The sequence below is a fragment of the Cryobacterium arcticum genome (genome assembly GCF_001679725.1).
GTDB classification, from domain to species: domain Bacteria; phylum Actinomycetota; class Actinomycetes; order Actinomycetales; family Microbacteriaceae; genus Cryobacterium; species Cryobacterium arcticum_A.
Window position 1 is genome coordinate 3,177,807 of sequence record NZ_CP016282.1, and the last position, 12,884, is coordinate 3,190,690.

The 12,884-nt window shown below is 70.2% G+C and carries 13 protein-coding genes; 6 read left to right on the forward strand and 7 right to left on the reverse strand.

The annotated features are described in order from the left end of the window. Positions 1 to 186 precede the first annotated feature (186 nt). Positions 187 to 1,644, forward strand: a complete 1,458-nt coding sequence (locus tag PA27867_RS14410; RefSeq protein ID WP_066600006.1) for an amino acid permease — start codon at positions 187 to 189, stop codon at positions 1,642 to 1,644. A gap of 99 nt (positions 1,645 to 1,743) precedes the next feature. On the opposite strand, the gene PA27867_RS14415 is transcribed toward PA27867_RS14410, so the two are convergent. The 3 genes from PA27867_RS14415 to PA27867_RS14420 all read right to left on the reverse strand — a co-directional run bounded on the left by PA27867_RS14415 (position 1,744) and on the right by PA27867_RS14420 (position 3,832). Continuing rightward, positions 1,744 to 3,009 carry an MFS transporter gene (locus PA27867_RS14415; RefSeq protein ID WP_084021197.1) on the reverse strand — a complete coding sequence of 422 codons (1,266 nt, stop codon included), beginning with the start codon at positions 3,007 to 3,009 and terminating at the stop codon, positions 1,744 to 1,746. A gap of 138 nt (positions 3,010 to 3,147) precedes the next feature. Then, complete coding sequence (locus tag PA27867_RS20730) at positions 3,148 to 3,384, reverse strand: hypothetical protein (protein ID WP_157109245.1); 237 nt, start codon at positions 3,382 to 3,384, stop codon at positions 3,148 to 3,150. Between the two features lie 16 nt (positions 3,385 to 3,400). Next, positions 3,401 to 3,832, reverse strand: a complete 432-nt coding sequence (locus tag PA27867_RS14420; protein ID WP_066597455.1) for a riboflavin kinase — start codon at positions 3,830 to 3,832, stop codon at positions 3,401 to 3,403. A 264-nt stretch (positions 3,833 to 4,096) separates the two neighbouring features. Between PA27867_RS14420 and purU the strand changes: the two genes are divergently transcribed. Both purU and PA27867_RS14430 read left to right on the forward strand, forming a co-directional pair. Then, positions 4,097 to 4,969 (forward strand): formyltetrahydrofolate deformylase, encoded by an 873-nt coding sequence (purU, locus tag PA27867_RS14425; RefSeq protein WP_066597457.1) that lies wholly within the window; start codon positions 4,097 to 4,099, stop codon positions 4,967 to 4,969. A 21-nt stretch (positions 4,970 to 4,990) separates the two neighbouring features. Continuing rightward, positions 4,991 to 5,350 (forward strand): YrdB family protein, encoded by a 360-nt coding sequence (locus PA27867_RS14430; protein WP_066597459.1) that lies wholly within the window; start codon positions 4,991 to 4,993, stop codon positions 5,348 to 5,350. A 3-nt stretch (positions 5,351 to 5,353) separates the two neighbouring features. Here PA27867_RS14430 and PA27867_RS14435 read toward each other — a convergent pair whose 3' ends face one another. The 3 genes from PA27867_RS14435 to PA27867_RS14445 all read right to left on the reverse strand — a co-directional run bounded on the left by PA27867_RS14435 (position 5,354) and on the right by PA27867_RS14445 (position 10,004). Beyond that, the gene (locus PA27867_RS14435) at positions 5,354 to 6,613 is read right to left on the reverse strand and encodes an MFS transporter (RefSeq protein WP_066597461.1); all 1,260 of its coding nucleotides are present in this window, start codon (positions 6,611 to 6,613) and stop codon (positions 5,354 to 5,356) included. A 55-nt stretch (positions 6,614 to 6,668) separates the two neighbouring features. Next, complete coding sequence (locus PA27867_RS14440; RefSeq protein ID WP_066597463.1) at positions 6,669 to 8,564, reverse strand: heavy metal translocating P-type ATPase; 1,896 nt, start codon at positions 8,562 to 8,564, stop codon at positions 6,669 to 6,671. Positions 8,565 to 8,789: 225 nt separating this feature from the next. Continuing rightward, positions 8,790 to 10,004, reverse strand: a complete 1,215-nt coding sequence (locus tag PA27867_RS14445; RefSeq protein ID WP_066597465.1) for an NADP-dependent isocitrate dehydrogenase — start codon at positions 10,002 to 10,004, stop codon at positions 8,790 to 8,792. A gap of 164 nt (positions 10,005 to 10,168) precedes the next feature. On the opposite strand from PA27867_RS14445, the gene PA27867_RS14450 reads away from it, so the two are divergent. Continuing rightward, entirely contained in the window at positions 10,169 to 10,621 is a 453-nt protein-coding gene (locus tag PA27867_RS14450) for a GNAT family N-acetyltransferase (protein WP_066597467.1), read from the forward strand. 20 nt (positions 10,622 to 10,641) lie between these two features. Further along, complete coding sequence (locus PA27867_RS14455) at positions 10,642 to 10,962, forward strand: MGMT family protein (RefSeq protein WP_066597468.1); 321 nt, start codon at positions 10,642 to 10,644, stop codon at positions 10,960 to 10,962. Here PA27867_RS14455 and PA27867_RS14460 read toward each other — a convergent pair. Beyond that, on the reverse strand, positions 10,937 to 12,118 hold the full coding sequence (locus PA27867_RS14460) for an NAD(P)/FAD-dependent oxidoreductase (RefSeq protein WP_066597469.1): 1,182 nt from the start codon (positions 12,116 to 12,118) through the stop codon (positions 10,937 to 10,939). The genes PA27867_RS14455 and PA27867_RS14460 overlap by 26 nt on opposite strands. Before the next feature lie 308 nt (positions 12,119 to 12,426). Here PA27867_RS14460 and PA27867_RS14465 point away from each other — a divergent pair, with 308 nt between their 5' ends. Then, positions 12,427 to 12,876: a cupin domain-containing protein gene (locus PA27867_RS14465; protein ID WP_236900718.1), complete on the forward strand. Its 450-nt coding sequence runs from the start codon at positions 12,427 to 12,429 to the stop codon at positions 12,874 to 12,876. Positions 12,877 to 12,884 lie beyond the last annotated feature (8 nt).

Genomic DNA, 12,884 nt, shown 5'->3' on the forward strand with positions numbered 1-12,884 from the left:
TCGCTTTTCAGTGTACAGGAGTGGGCCTTTCGACCCTGACCATCCTCTAGCCGTCGGCTAGTGTTACCGCAACCCCCAGAATGGATGCTTCACGTGACCACCAGCACCACCGGGCCGGATCGGCCGGAGAACAGCGTCACCCCCACCGGCCGCCCCGCGCACCACTCCGGGCACGACGAAACGCCGCTGGAGCACATCGACGACGCGTTGAGTGTGCACGAAGACCAGGGTCTGCATAAGGGGCTCAAGGCCCGCCACGTGCAGATGATCGCGATCGGCGGCGCCATCGGCACCGGCCTGTTCCTCGGCGCAGGCGGACGGCTCGCCAGCGCCGGCCCCGCCCTGGTGTTCGTGTACGCCATCTGCGGTTTCTTCGCGTTCCTCATCCTGCGGGCGCTCGGCGAGCTGGTGCTGCACCGGCCCACCTCGGGCTCGTTCGTGTCGTATGCGCGGGAGTTCTTCGGTGAGAAGACCGCGTTCGTCACCGGCTGGCTGTACTGGCTCAACTGGGCGATGACGGCCATCGTCGACGTGACGGCGGTGGCGCTGTACATGAACTTCTTCGGCCGCTACTGGGCGCCGTTCGGCGAGGTGCCGCAGTGGTTGTTCGCCCTGATCGCCCTGGCCGTGGTGATGAGCCTCAACCTGCTCTCGGTCAAGGTGTTCGGCGAGCTGGAGTTCTGGTTCGCGCTGATCAAGGTCGTCGCGATCGTGGTGTTCCTCCTGGTGGGCACCTGGATGGTCATCTTCGGCACCCCGGTGGAAGGAGCCGCCGTCGGCTTCTCCCTCATCTCCGACAACGGCGGCTGGCTGCCCAACGGTCTGCTCGCCTCGGTGCTCGTGGTGCAGGGCGTGGTCTTCGCCTACGCGTCGATCGAGCTGATCGGCACCACCGCCGGCGAGACCGAGAACCCGGAGAAGGTGATGCCCAAGGCCATCAACACGGTCATCGTGCGCATCGCGGTGTTCTACGTCGGCTCGATCCTGCTGCTCTCGCTGTTGTTGCCGTACACGGCATATGAGGCTGGAGTGAGCCCGTTCGTGACGTTCTTCGGCTCGATCGGCATCGACGGGGTCGACGTGCTCATGAACCTCGTGGTGCTCACCGCGGCTCTGTCGTCGCTGAACGCCGGACTGTATTCCACCGGGCGCATCCTTCGGTCGATGTCGCTGGCCGGGTCGGCGCCGCGCTTCGCCGGCAAGGTGAGCCGCAACGGGGTACCGTTCGGCGGCATCCTGCTCACCGGTGTCGTCACCCTGCTCGGAGTGGCGCTGAACGCGGTCGTGCCCGACGAGGCGTTCGAGATCGTGCTCAACATGGCCGCGATCGGCATCATCAGCGCGTGGGGCATGATCGTGCTCTGCCAGATGCGGCTGCAGGCCTGGGCGAAGGCGGGCATCCTCACCCGGCCGGCGTTCCGGATGCCCGGCGCCCCGTTCACCGGCTACCTCACCCTGGCGTTCCTGGCCACGGTTCTCGTGCTGATGGCCTTCGATTGGCCGGTCGGTACGCTCACGATCAGCTCGCTGGGCCTGATCATCCCGGCGCTGGTGCTGGGCTGGTACGCCTGCCGGGGCCGCATCCTCGAGATCGCGGCGTCCCGTCCCCCGCTGCCGGCCCGCGGAACCTCCCCGCGGCCCTAACTGGTCCCCGGCCGGACATCTGCGCCCGGTGTACCGGGTGCAGATGTCCGCTGCGGGACCAGTTGCCCCCGGAGGCGCGGTGCGGGTCGGCGGTCGGGGTCAGAGCGCGCGGCGGCGAATGACGATGTCGCTGGCCAGCACGAGCGCCAGGGCGAGCACGATGATGCCCACGTAGACGAACGGCACGGAGCCCAGGCCCACCTGGTCGAGCAGGAAGGCGCCCACGAACGCGCCCAGGCCGATGCCGACGTTGAACGCGGTGGTGTAGACGGCGCTGGCGGTGTCGCGGATGCGCACCGACGCGGTGTGCAGCAACCGGGTCTGCAGCAGCGGCGGGAAGGTGCCGAACGCGAGGCCCCAGACCAGGAACGCGCCGATCGCCACGGGCAGCGTCTGGGTGAACAGCGCCAGCACGGTGACGCTGACGACCGTCACCGACATCCCGAGCACCAGGCCCAGCTGCGGGCGCTTGCTGAACACGACGCCGCTGATGAACAGGCCGAGTGCGCCGGCGATGCCGTACGCGAACAGGAGTGGCGCGACGGCGTCGCTGCCCACCCCGAGGGTGTCGCTGAGGAACGGTGCGATGTAGGTGTAGAAGGTGTAGTGCCCGATCATCGTGAGCGCGGTGATCACGCAGACCAGCGCGACCGGGCCGATGGTGGGGTCACGGGGCAGCTTGGCCACCGTGATGGTTCCGGTCGCCGTCGTGACGGACTCGGTGCGCTTGCCCGTGTAGTGCTCGACCTTGGGCAGGAACCGCCAGATCACCACGGCGCCCACGAGCATCAGCCCGGCGAGCACGATGAACGAGAGCCGCCAGCCGAGCAGGTGGCCGAGGAAGGTGCCAAGCGGCACACCGAACACGAACGCGAGGGTGCCGCCGGCGATGGTGATCGACACGGCCCTGGCGATCTGGTCCTTGGGCACGAGGTGCGCGGAGTAGGCGCCCACGACGCCCCAGAACAGGCCGTGCGCCAGTCCGCCGATCACCCGGGAGATGACGACGAAGGTGTAGTCGGGCGCGATGGCGGTGAGCACGTTGCTCAACGCGAACACGATGAGCACGAGAACGATCAGGCCGTGCCGGGGCATCCGTCGGGTCAGCAGCGCCAGCGGCGTGCTGGTGAGCACGACCGTGAACGCGAACCAGGACACGAGCAGGCCCACGTCGGACTGGCTGACCCCGAGCGAGGTGCTCATTTCGGGCAGCAGGCCGGTGGGCAGCATCTCGGAGGTGACCGAGAGGAAGACGGCGGCGGAGAGGGCGATCAGGCCGATCCACGGGAAGGCTCCGGTAGGGGCCTTCTGATCGGGGCGAGGCATACCGGTGGACGGCAGCGAGATGGGCGCGGTAAATGACATGGGTGCTGTGGCTCACAGACAGGTTCCGCTTGCCCTCGGCTCCGGCGGCTGTCACGGCCGGGCTGAGCGGGTTCTTCAAGCGGTGCGCGCCGACGTGCGCGCCCGGGGCCAAGCGTGTTCCGCCAGCCGTCAACCAGCCTAGCCGGATATCTCGTCGAGTGACGGGTATGCCCAGCGCAACCAGCCGATCGGCAGGCCGCTGTGCTCGGCAAGCGCCTGGTGCGTCGGCGTGCCCGGGCCGCAGCGGCCGCGCAGTTCCCGCAGCCCCGCGGCAACGGCGGCCTCGCGACGGCCCTGCCGCTCGGTGCGGCGCATCCCCGCGTCCCGTTTTGCGGCCGGCGCCTGGCCGGGGGCTGCGCGTTGTTTCCAGTGCACGGTGGGCTCGGTGGCCTCAGGCGGCGGCGCGGGCCCCGGCGGCGTACCAGTCCCGGGTGTTCTGCACGTCGATGGCGAGCTGGTCGACGAGGGCGGGCGTGTCGACGAAGGCCACCTCCGCGCGCAGGAACAGCCGCAGCTCGACGGACAGTTCCTGGCCGTAGAGGTCGCCGGCGAAATCGAGCAGGTGCGCTTCGAGCAGCGGATGCCCGGCGTCACCGTAGTAGGTGGGGCGGGTACCCACCGACACGGCCGCGAGCGCGCCGGCGGCCGGCAGCCCCTCGCCGTGCACGATGGCGGCCCAGATGCCGGTGTGCGCCATGAGGTCTGGGACCTCGATGTTCGCGGTGGGGAAGCCGATCACCCGGCCCCAGGCGTTGCCGTGGATGACGGTTCCGGTGATGGTCGTCGGCCGAGTGTCGAGCGCCCGCAGGGTTCCTTCGGTCATCGTGTGTCTACCTTCCGCTTCGGGTCGTTCCGGGGTACCTCGGCAGTGTGGCTGCCTGGTGTCTATCTCAGCATCCGGGAGTTTCGTCGCTGCAACCACAACGTTGCCGGATTATTGCGCCGCTTTACGTGCTCTCCCGGCCGCTGAATTCCGGCCTGTACTCGGGGATAACGCGCTGACATCCGGCGCATTCCCGAGCGCCTCACCTGGTTCGCCGCCGGATGCGCCGCCGAGCGGGGTCACCGCGCCGGGTAATCTGGTGCGATGAACCCCAGCCTGCCGCCCGCGCACCATCACCACCTGGTCGTCACTCTCGTCTGCCCCGACCAGCCGGGCATCGTGCACGACGTCAGCGGCGCCATCGTGGGCGCCCGCGGCAACATCACCGAGAGCCAGCAGTTCTCCAGCGCCGATACCGGCCGGTTCTTCATCCGCCTGCAGGTGGAATCCCCCGCCGACCGCGCCGAGATGCAGGCCGCGCTCGCGCCCGTCGTGGAGAAGTACGGCATGGCGTCGGTGATCGACGTCGTCGGCCGGCCGCTGCGCACCCTGGTGCTCGCGTCCACCGCCGGGCACTGCGTCAACGACCTGCTCTTCCGTCAGCGCGGCGGCCAGCTGCCCGTGGAGGTGCCGCTGGTGCTCAGCAACCACGGCACCCTGCGCGACCTGGTCGGCTTCTACGGTGTGCCGTTCGAGTCGCTACCCATCACGGATGCGGCGAGCAAGGCCGCCTTCGAGGCCCGCGTCGTGGAGGCCGTCGAGGAGTTCGACATCGAACTGGTGGTGCTGGCCCGCTACATGCAGATCCTCTCCCCCGAACTCTGCGCGTACCTCGAGGGCCGGGCCATCAACATCCACCACTCGTTCCTGCCCGGCTTCAAGGGCGCCAACCCCTACAAGCAGGCGCACGCCCGCGGGGTGAAGCTCATCGGCGCCACGGCGCACTTCGTCACCAGCGAGCTGGACGAGGGCCCGATCGTCGAGCAGAACGTCGTGCGGGTGGACCACTCCCGCACGCCCGCCGAGCTCGTCGCGATCGGTCAGGACGAGGAGAGCCGCACGCTCACCCAGGCCGTGAAGTGGTTCGCTGAGAACCGCGTGCTGCTCGACGGAGTGCGCACCATCATCTTCAAGTAGCCCCGCCGGTAGGATTGGCGGGTGAACGACACCCGCCCCACCCCCGCCGTCGGCGTCAACGACGTCCTGCGTTTTGTGCTCGAACTCTTCGCCTTCGTGAGCCTGGCGCTCTGGGGGTTCCTGGCCTGGCCGCTGCCGTGGCCGGGCATCCTGTTCGGTATCCTCGCGCCCGCGTTCGCGATCCTGGTCTGGGCGCTGTTCCGGTCGCCGAAGGCCGTGTTCCGGCTCGACCCGTTCGGCAAGGCGATCGTGGAGATCTTCGTGTTCGGCGCCGCCGCCCTCGCCTGGTGGGACCTCGGCCAGCCGATCGTGGCGGTCGTCTTCGCGGTCGTCGCCACGGTCAGTGGCGTGCTCTCCGGCCGCAAGGAACTCGGCGCCTGAGCCTCAGCGGTCAACGGGGTCGATGACCGGCGGCTCCGCGGCGGGCTGCGCGGGCAGGCCGCCGGGCATCCGCAGCGCGTAGAGCGACGTGGCGACGAACAGCAGGCCCCCGAGCAGGAACGCGGCCGGGTACGACACGGTGTCGGCGAGCAGGCCGGCCACGAGCGGGCCGACGATGGCGCCGAAGTCGGAGAACATCGAGAAGATCGCCACCGGGCGCCCGCCCGCGCTGCCGGCGGCGTCACCGACGGATGCGGCCGGCGCGGTGCCCATGAACGCCGCGGCGACCCCGTAGACGCAGAGCAGCACCGTGAGCAGCACGATGTTCGGCGCGAATGGGATGGCCGTGATCGTCACGGCCGCCACGAGGAATGCCCCGATGATGGCGGGTTTGCGGCCCACGGTGTCGACGAACCGGGACGCCGGCGCCAACGCGAGGGTCTGCGCGACGGCGGCGATCGCGAAGGCGATACCGGTCCAGGCGCTGGGGCCCTTGAGCACCTCGACAACGAGAACCGGCACGAGCGCGCCGCGCACACCGAACGACGACCAGCCCTGGGAGAAGTTGGCCAGGCAGGCGGCCCGGAAACGGGGGTCGCGCAGCACCGTGCGGAGCGGCAGCAACGGCGCGGCCGCACCGGTGCCGCCGGCGGCGACGCGGGTGGCCGGCTGCAACAGCACCAGGCCGGTCACGCCGGCGACGGCGAGGGTGCCGGCGTAGAAGAAGAACGGGGCGGTGAGCGAGATGGTGGCGAGCAGGCCACCGAGCGCGGGCCCGGCCATGCCGCCGATGAGGAAGCCGCCCTGGTAGAAGCCGACCGCGCGGCCACGGATACCCGGGGCGGTGGTGCGCAGGAGCAGCGTCATCGCCGCGACGGTGAACATCGCCGAACCGATGCCGCCAGCGCCGCGCAGCAGCAACAGCTGCGGGTAGCTGCCGGCGATGCCGACCAGGCCGCTGGACACGGCAACGATGCCGATGCCCACGGCCAGGATGGTGCGTTCCCCGGCCCAGTCGATGAGCTTGCCGCAGACCGGGCTGGCGACGAAGCGCATCAGGGCGAACGCCGACACCACGGCGCCGATCTCGAGGTTGCCCACGCCGAAGCTCTTCACGTAGACCGGCAGCACCGGAACCACCACGCCGAAGCCCACCATGACGAAGAATGCGATGACACCGAGAACGTAGACGTCCCGGCCGAGCCGGGGTTCGTTCGCCGTTCGGCTGGGGGTGGAGCCGAACGGAAAACGGATGCGTCGCATCCCTCCAGATTAGGCCGTCAGCGGGCCTGCCCCGGCCGCGGGGCGGCGGAGGGGCTCAGCGGGTGGGCACCGGCTGGGCTGCCGTCTGCACCCGCGCGGCCGCGCGGCGGGCGCGCGTGTCTCGGCGCCCGCCGATGGCGCGCAGGGCGTTGAGGATCGTGGCGAGGTCGACCAGCTCCTGCAGCAGCGCCCCGATGGTGGCGGGGATCAGCCCGAACGCGGCCACCACCATGAGTGCGAGGCTCATCGCCATGCCCAGCCAGATGCTCTGCAGGGCGATGCGCACCGTGTCCCGGCCGATGCTGACGGCCCGCGCGGCGCGCGACAGGTCGTCGAGCAGGATCACCGCATCCGCCGACTCGCTCGCCGCGGTGGACCCCTTGGCGCCCATCGCGATGCCCACATCGGCCACGGCCAGCACCGGGGCGTCGTTGACGCCGTCGCCCACCATGATCACGGGCCGCTCACGGATGGCGCGCACCGCGTCGACCTTGTCGACCGGCAGGCAATCCGCGCGCACCCGGGTGATGCCCACGAGCCGGGCGATGTGGTTGGCGGTGGGGCGGGCGTCGCCGGTGAGCATGACCGACTCGTGCACACCGAGCCGGTCGAGGGCCTGCACGGTGGCGCGCGCGTTGTCGCGCACCTGGTCGCTGGCCACCACGCAGCCGGCGAACCGGCCGTCGACGGCGAGGTAGATGGCCAGTTCGCCGCCGGCCAGGTCGGCCGGGTAGGCGTCGGGAGCGTGCTCGGCCACGAACGACAGCTTGCCCACGACGACCTCGCGACCGTCGAACCGGGCGGTCACGCCGTGCGCGGGCACCTCGGTGGCGGAGTCGGTGCGGAGCAGGGTGAGGTCGCGCTTGTCGGCGGCCGCGATGACGGATGCGGCGAGCACGTGTGACGAGTACTGCTCGGCCGACGCCGCCAGGGTGAGCAGCTGGTCGGCGCTGAACGGGGCCTCTGGGGCCACCCGGGCGATGGTGGGCGCGCCGTAGGTGAGGGTTCCGGTCTTGTCGAACACCACCGTGCGGGCTCGGGCGAGCTTCTCGAGCACTCCCCCGCCCTTGACGATGATGCCGTTGCGGGCCGCGCGGCTCATGCCGCCCATGAACGCCACCGGCGCCGCGAGCAGCAGCGGGCAGGGGGTGGCGACCACGAGCACCTCGGCGAACCGCACCGGGTCGCCGGAGACCACCCAGGCGATCCCGCCGATGAGCAACGCCACGGCCGTGAACGGCACCGCGTAGCGGTCGGCGAGCCGCACCACCGGGGCCTTGCTCGCCGCGGCCTCTGCCACCAGCGCCACGATCTGCTGGTACTGGCTGTCCGCGGCGAGCGCCGTGGCCCGCACGGTGGCGGCGGCCTGCCCGTTGATCGAACCGCTGAGCACCGGGTCGCCGGTGCGGCGTTCGACGGGCAGGCTCTCCCCGGTGAGCGACGACTCGTCGAACGCGGCGGATGCGGAGACCAGTTCGGCGTCCACCGGCACGATCTCGGCGGGCCGCACCAGCAGCACGTCGCCGATCTGCACCAGGGTGGCGGGCACGTCCTCCACGTCGGAGGAGCCGTCGCGTAGCAGGTGCGCGATCTGCGGTGCCCGTTCGAGCAGGGCGTTCAGCTCCCGCTGGGCCCGGCCGGCCGCGTAGTCCTCGAGGGCGGCGCCGCCGGAGAGCATGAGCACGATCACCAGCGTGGCCACGTACTCGCCCACCAGGATGGTGGCGATGATGGCCATGATCGCCAGGAGGTCCACACCGAACGCGCCCTGGCGCATCCGCCGGATCATGCCGACAACCTCGATGCCGGCCACGACGAGGCCGAGACCTGAGTACAGCCATTGCACCGCCACGGGCAGGCCGAGGGCCCAGAGTGGCAGCCCGAGCAGGCCGACAAGGATGGCTGCCGCGACAACCGGGTACCGGCGGAATGCTCCAGCGAGCGTGGACATGGCTCCATTGTCGTCTCGGATGCGAGTGCGCACCAGCAAGGAGAGGCTGCCCTTGCGCCTCGCCGCTGCACCACCTCTGGGTGACCGCGCCTGCTCTAGCGGTCGCAATCGCCGACACGAGGTGCAGCGGGCCGGCTTGGGGCGCATCCGCCCCGCGCAGGTACACGAAAGGCCCCGCCGAGGGGGCGGGGCCTTCGTTGTCAGCAGTGGCCGACGCCGGGCGGGTTACGCCAGGCGGGTCTGCAGGTTGTCGCTGATCGCGGCGAGGAATTCCTCGGTGGTGAGGTAGCCCTGGTCCGGGCCCACGAGCAGGGCGAGGTCCTTGGTCATCTTGCCGCTCTCGACGGTCTTCACGACCACATCCTCGAGAGTGTGCGCGAACTCGGCCAGCGCCGGGTTGCTGTCGAGCTTGGCGCGGTGCGAGAGTCCCCGGGTCCAGGCGTAGATCGAGGCGATCGGGTTAGTCGAGGTGGGCTTGCCCTGCTGGTGCTGGCGGTAGTGCCGGGTGACGGTGCCGTGCGCGGCCTCGGCCTCGACGACGCTGCCGTCGGGGGTGGAGAGCACGCTGGTCATCAGGCCGAGCGAGCCGAAGCCCTGTGCCACGGTGTCGGACTGCACGTCGCCGTCGTAGTTCTTGCAGGCCCAGACGTAGCCGCCCTCCCACTTCATGGCAGAGGCGACCATGTCGTCGATCAGACGGTGCTCGTAGGTGAGGCCGGCGGCCTCGAAGCGGTCCTTGAACTCGGTGTCGAAGATCTCCTGGAAGATGTCCTTGAACCGGCCGTCGTACGCCTTGAGGATGGTGTTCTTGGTCGACAGGTAGACCGGGTAGTTGCGCTCGAGGCCGTAGTTGAGCGACGCGCGGGCGAAGTCGATGATCGACTTGTCGAGGTTGTACATGCCCATGGCCACGCCGCTGCCGGGAGCCTGGAAGACCTCGAACTGCTGCGGGTCGCCGCCGTCCTTCGGGGTGAAGGTCATGGTGAGGGTGCCTTCGCCCTCGAAGCGGAAGTTCGTGGCGCGGTACTGGTCGCCGAACGCGTGGCGGCCGATGATGATGGGCTTGTTCCAGCCCGGCACCAGGCGCGGGATGTTGGAGATGATGATCGGCTCACGGAAGATGGTGCCGCCGAGGATGTTGCGGATGGTGCCGTTGGGCGAGGCCCACATCTTCTTCAGGCCGAACTCCTCGACACGAGCCTCGTCGGGGGTGATGGTGGCGCACTTGACGCCGACACCGTGCTTCTGGATGGCGTGGGCCGCGTCGATCGTGATCTGGTCGTCGGTCTCGTCACGCTTCTGGATCGACAGGTCGTAGTACTCGAGGTCGATGTCGAGGTACGGGTGAATGAGGGAGTCCTTGATGGCCTGCCAGATGATGCGGGTCATCTCGTCCCCGTCGAGTTCGACGACTGTACCTGCAACCTTGATCTTCGACAATGGATTCTCCTCAGTGAGTCGGGGCGTGGTGGCCGTCAACAATCCTAGCCGAGGGCGGTAACTGTCTCGACATCGAGAGAGTTGACCGGCCGGAAACGGCCCCGGGTGCAGGTCCCCCACAAACCCGACTATCAGCCTTCGCGACCGGACGATACCCTAGGGTCATGCCTGAACTCCGACTGGAAGAACTGTCCGCACGCAACATCGTCGCGGCCAACAACCTGAGCCTCAAGCCCGGTCAGGAGCAATTCATCGCGCCCGTCTCCTACTCGGTGGCGGCATCGGTGATCAACCCGAACACGGCATGGCAACGGGTGGTGCTGCTCGACGGCGAGGTCGCCGGCTTCATCCACGGCAACTTCGACCCCGAATCGCCCCAGGAAGAATTCCGCGCCTGCATCTGGCGCATCAACGTCGACGCGGAGGCGCAGGGGCTGGGCGTGGGCAAGTTCGCCGCCGAAGCCCTCGCCGAAGAAGCCCGCCACCGCGGTTTCGACCGCATCACGGTGATCTGGGAACCCGGCGAGGAGGGCCCCGAGGCCTTCTTCCACCGCATCGGCTTCGTCGACATCGGCGAGACCCAGTTCGGCGAGGTCATCGGCGCCCTCACTCTCTAAGCCCCGACAGCTCTCAAACAGTGCGCCTGAATCCGGCCACCCCGTTCGTGGCGGCTGTGCTCGAGATCGTGGACTCGATCCCGCCCGGCCACGTGATGACCTACGGCGACGTGGCCGCCACCCTCGGTTCCCGCGCCGCCCGCGTGGTGGGCCAGACGATGGCCCAGTTCGGGGCGGATGCGCCGTGGTGGCGGGTGATCCGCGCGAGCGGGCATCCGCCGGTCGGGCACGAGGACCGGGCGTTGGAGCATTACCGGGCTGAGAACACGCCGTTGCTCACCGCGACCGCTCCGGATGCCGGCTACCGGGTGGATCTCAGCCGGGCGCGCTGGCGTCCATGACCGGGTCGACCGGGGCCGGCTCCAGGCGGCCCTGCCAGTCGGCGACCAGCAGCGGCTGGTCGATGCCGAGCACCGCGACCGGCACCGAGCCGCGCCGGTAGACCGCGACCAGGTCGCCCGTGGACGGGCTGCCCGCCTCGACGGTGACATCTTCGCCGCCGCGCAGCCGGCCGGCGAACTGCACCTGCGCGCCGCCCTGCTCCGAGGTCACCCGGGCGGGCGCCAGCGCCGTGGCCGGGTCGACCCCGAGCAGCGCGGCCATGGCGATGCCCGGCCGGTCGCGGGTGTCGCTCCAGTGCGGGATGCGCCGGTGCAGCCCGGTGACCGGGTCGAACCAGGCCGCGCAGTCGCCCACGGCCACGACGCCGGGCACCGCGGTGGCGCCCGCAGCGTCGCAGACCACGCCGCCGCGCAGGTCGAGTCCGGCCTCGCCCAGCCAGCCCGCCAGCGGCACCGAGCCGATGTCGAGCAGCACCACATCGGCACCGATCTCCTCCCCCGTGGTCAGCCGCACGCCCGACACCCAGCCGGGTCCGATCAGCTCGGCGACCCGCAGGTCGGTGCGCACGGTGATGCCCCGGCGGGAGTGCAGCCGGTACACGGCGTCGGCGACGGCTCCGCCGAACGCGGTGCAGAGCGCATCCGTGGTGCTGCCGAGCACCGTGACCTGCAGGCCCAGGTCGCGGGCGGTCGACGCCACCTCGAGGCCGACGATGCCGGAGCCGACGACGATCATGCGGGCGCCGGGCAGCAGCTCCTCGCGGAGCGCGAGGGCGTCTTCGACGGTGCGGAGGGTGTGCACCCCGCGCGGCATCGGGTCGAAGCGGCGCGCGGAGGACCCCGTGGCGATCACGACGGCATCCGACTCGAGGGTGCGGCCGTTGGCCAGCGTCACCCGGCGCGCGGCCGCGTCGAGGGCCACGGCGGGCACACCCAACCGCCACTCGGCGCCGAGATCCTCTGAGGGGGCCTCGAGGGCCAGCTCGCCGATGGTGGTCTCACCGGTGAGGAAGCCACGGCCCAGCGGCGGCCGGTCATAGGGGCGGTGGCGTTCCCCGCCGACGATCGTGAGGTGTCCGGTGTAGCCGTGGGCGCGCAGGGCAGCCGCGCTGGCATGCCCCACCACCCCCGCGCCCACGATGGTGACTGACTGCATGCTGGGTGATCCCCCGATCAGACAGGCGCGCCACCGGCTACGGTGGCGGCTCGAGGACCGAGCGGGCTCGGTCCTGGGCGGTTTGTGTGATGTGCTCTGGGTTCAGATTCGCGGCCCGGCCGGGGCGTGTCAAGCGTGTCGGGCGGGTTCTCGGCCAGTGGTTCGAAGCCTTTGACATGCCCGAAACACGACCGACTCAAACCCCCGCCCACACCTCTGCTCACGCCCCTGCGGACTGTGGCTTGAGGCCGAATTTCCCGCGTTCTCGGGGCTTAGCTCACGGTTCACGCCGGGTGTATCGTGCCTGCATGAATGCGGCCGACGACGACTCCCAGAACCCTGCAATGGATGCCCCGGAGGGATCCGCGGTCGACCGCGGTCCGGACACACCGCAAGGAACCCCGCCGGTCGGCGCGGCACCGGCCGACCCGGTGACCTCCAACCCGGAGCACTACCGGGTGCTGTTCGAGAACGACCGGGTGCGGGTGCTTGAGTACCGCGACGACCCGGGCACGACGACCACGCCGCACCGGCATCCGGACAGCGTCATGGTTACCCTGAGCGACTTCAGCCGTCGGCTCTCGCTGGGCGACCGGGTGTTCGACACGGTTCTGGATGCCGGCGAGGCGCGTTGGCTGCCCGCCCAGGTGCACTCGGGCGAGAACACCGGCTCGACGCCCACCCACGCGATCTTCGTCGAGCTGAAGGGCGACCCCCTCGCCGACCCGGCGTCCGCCCCGCCCCTGGGTCCGTCCTAGCCCGAGGG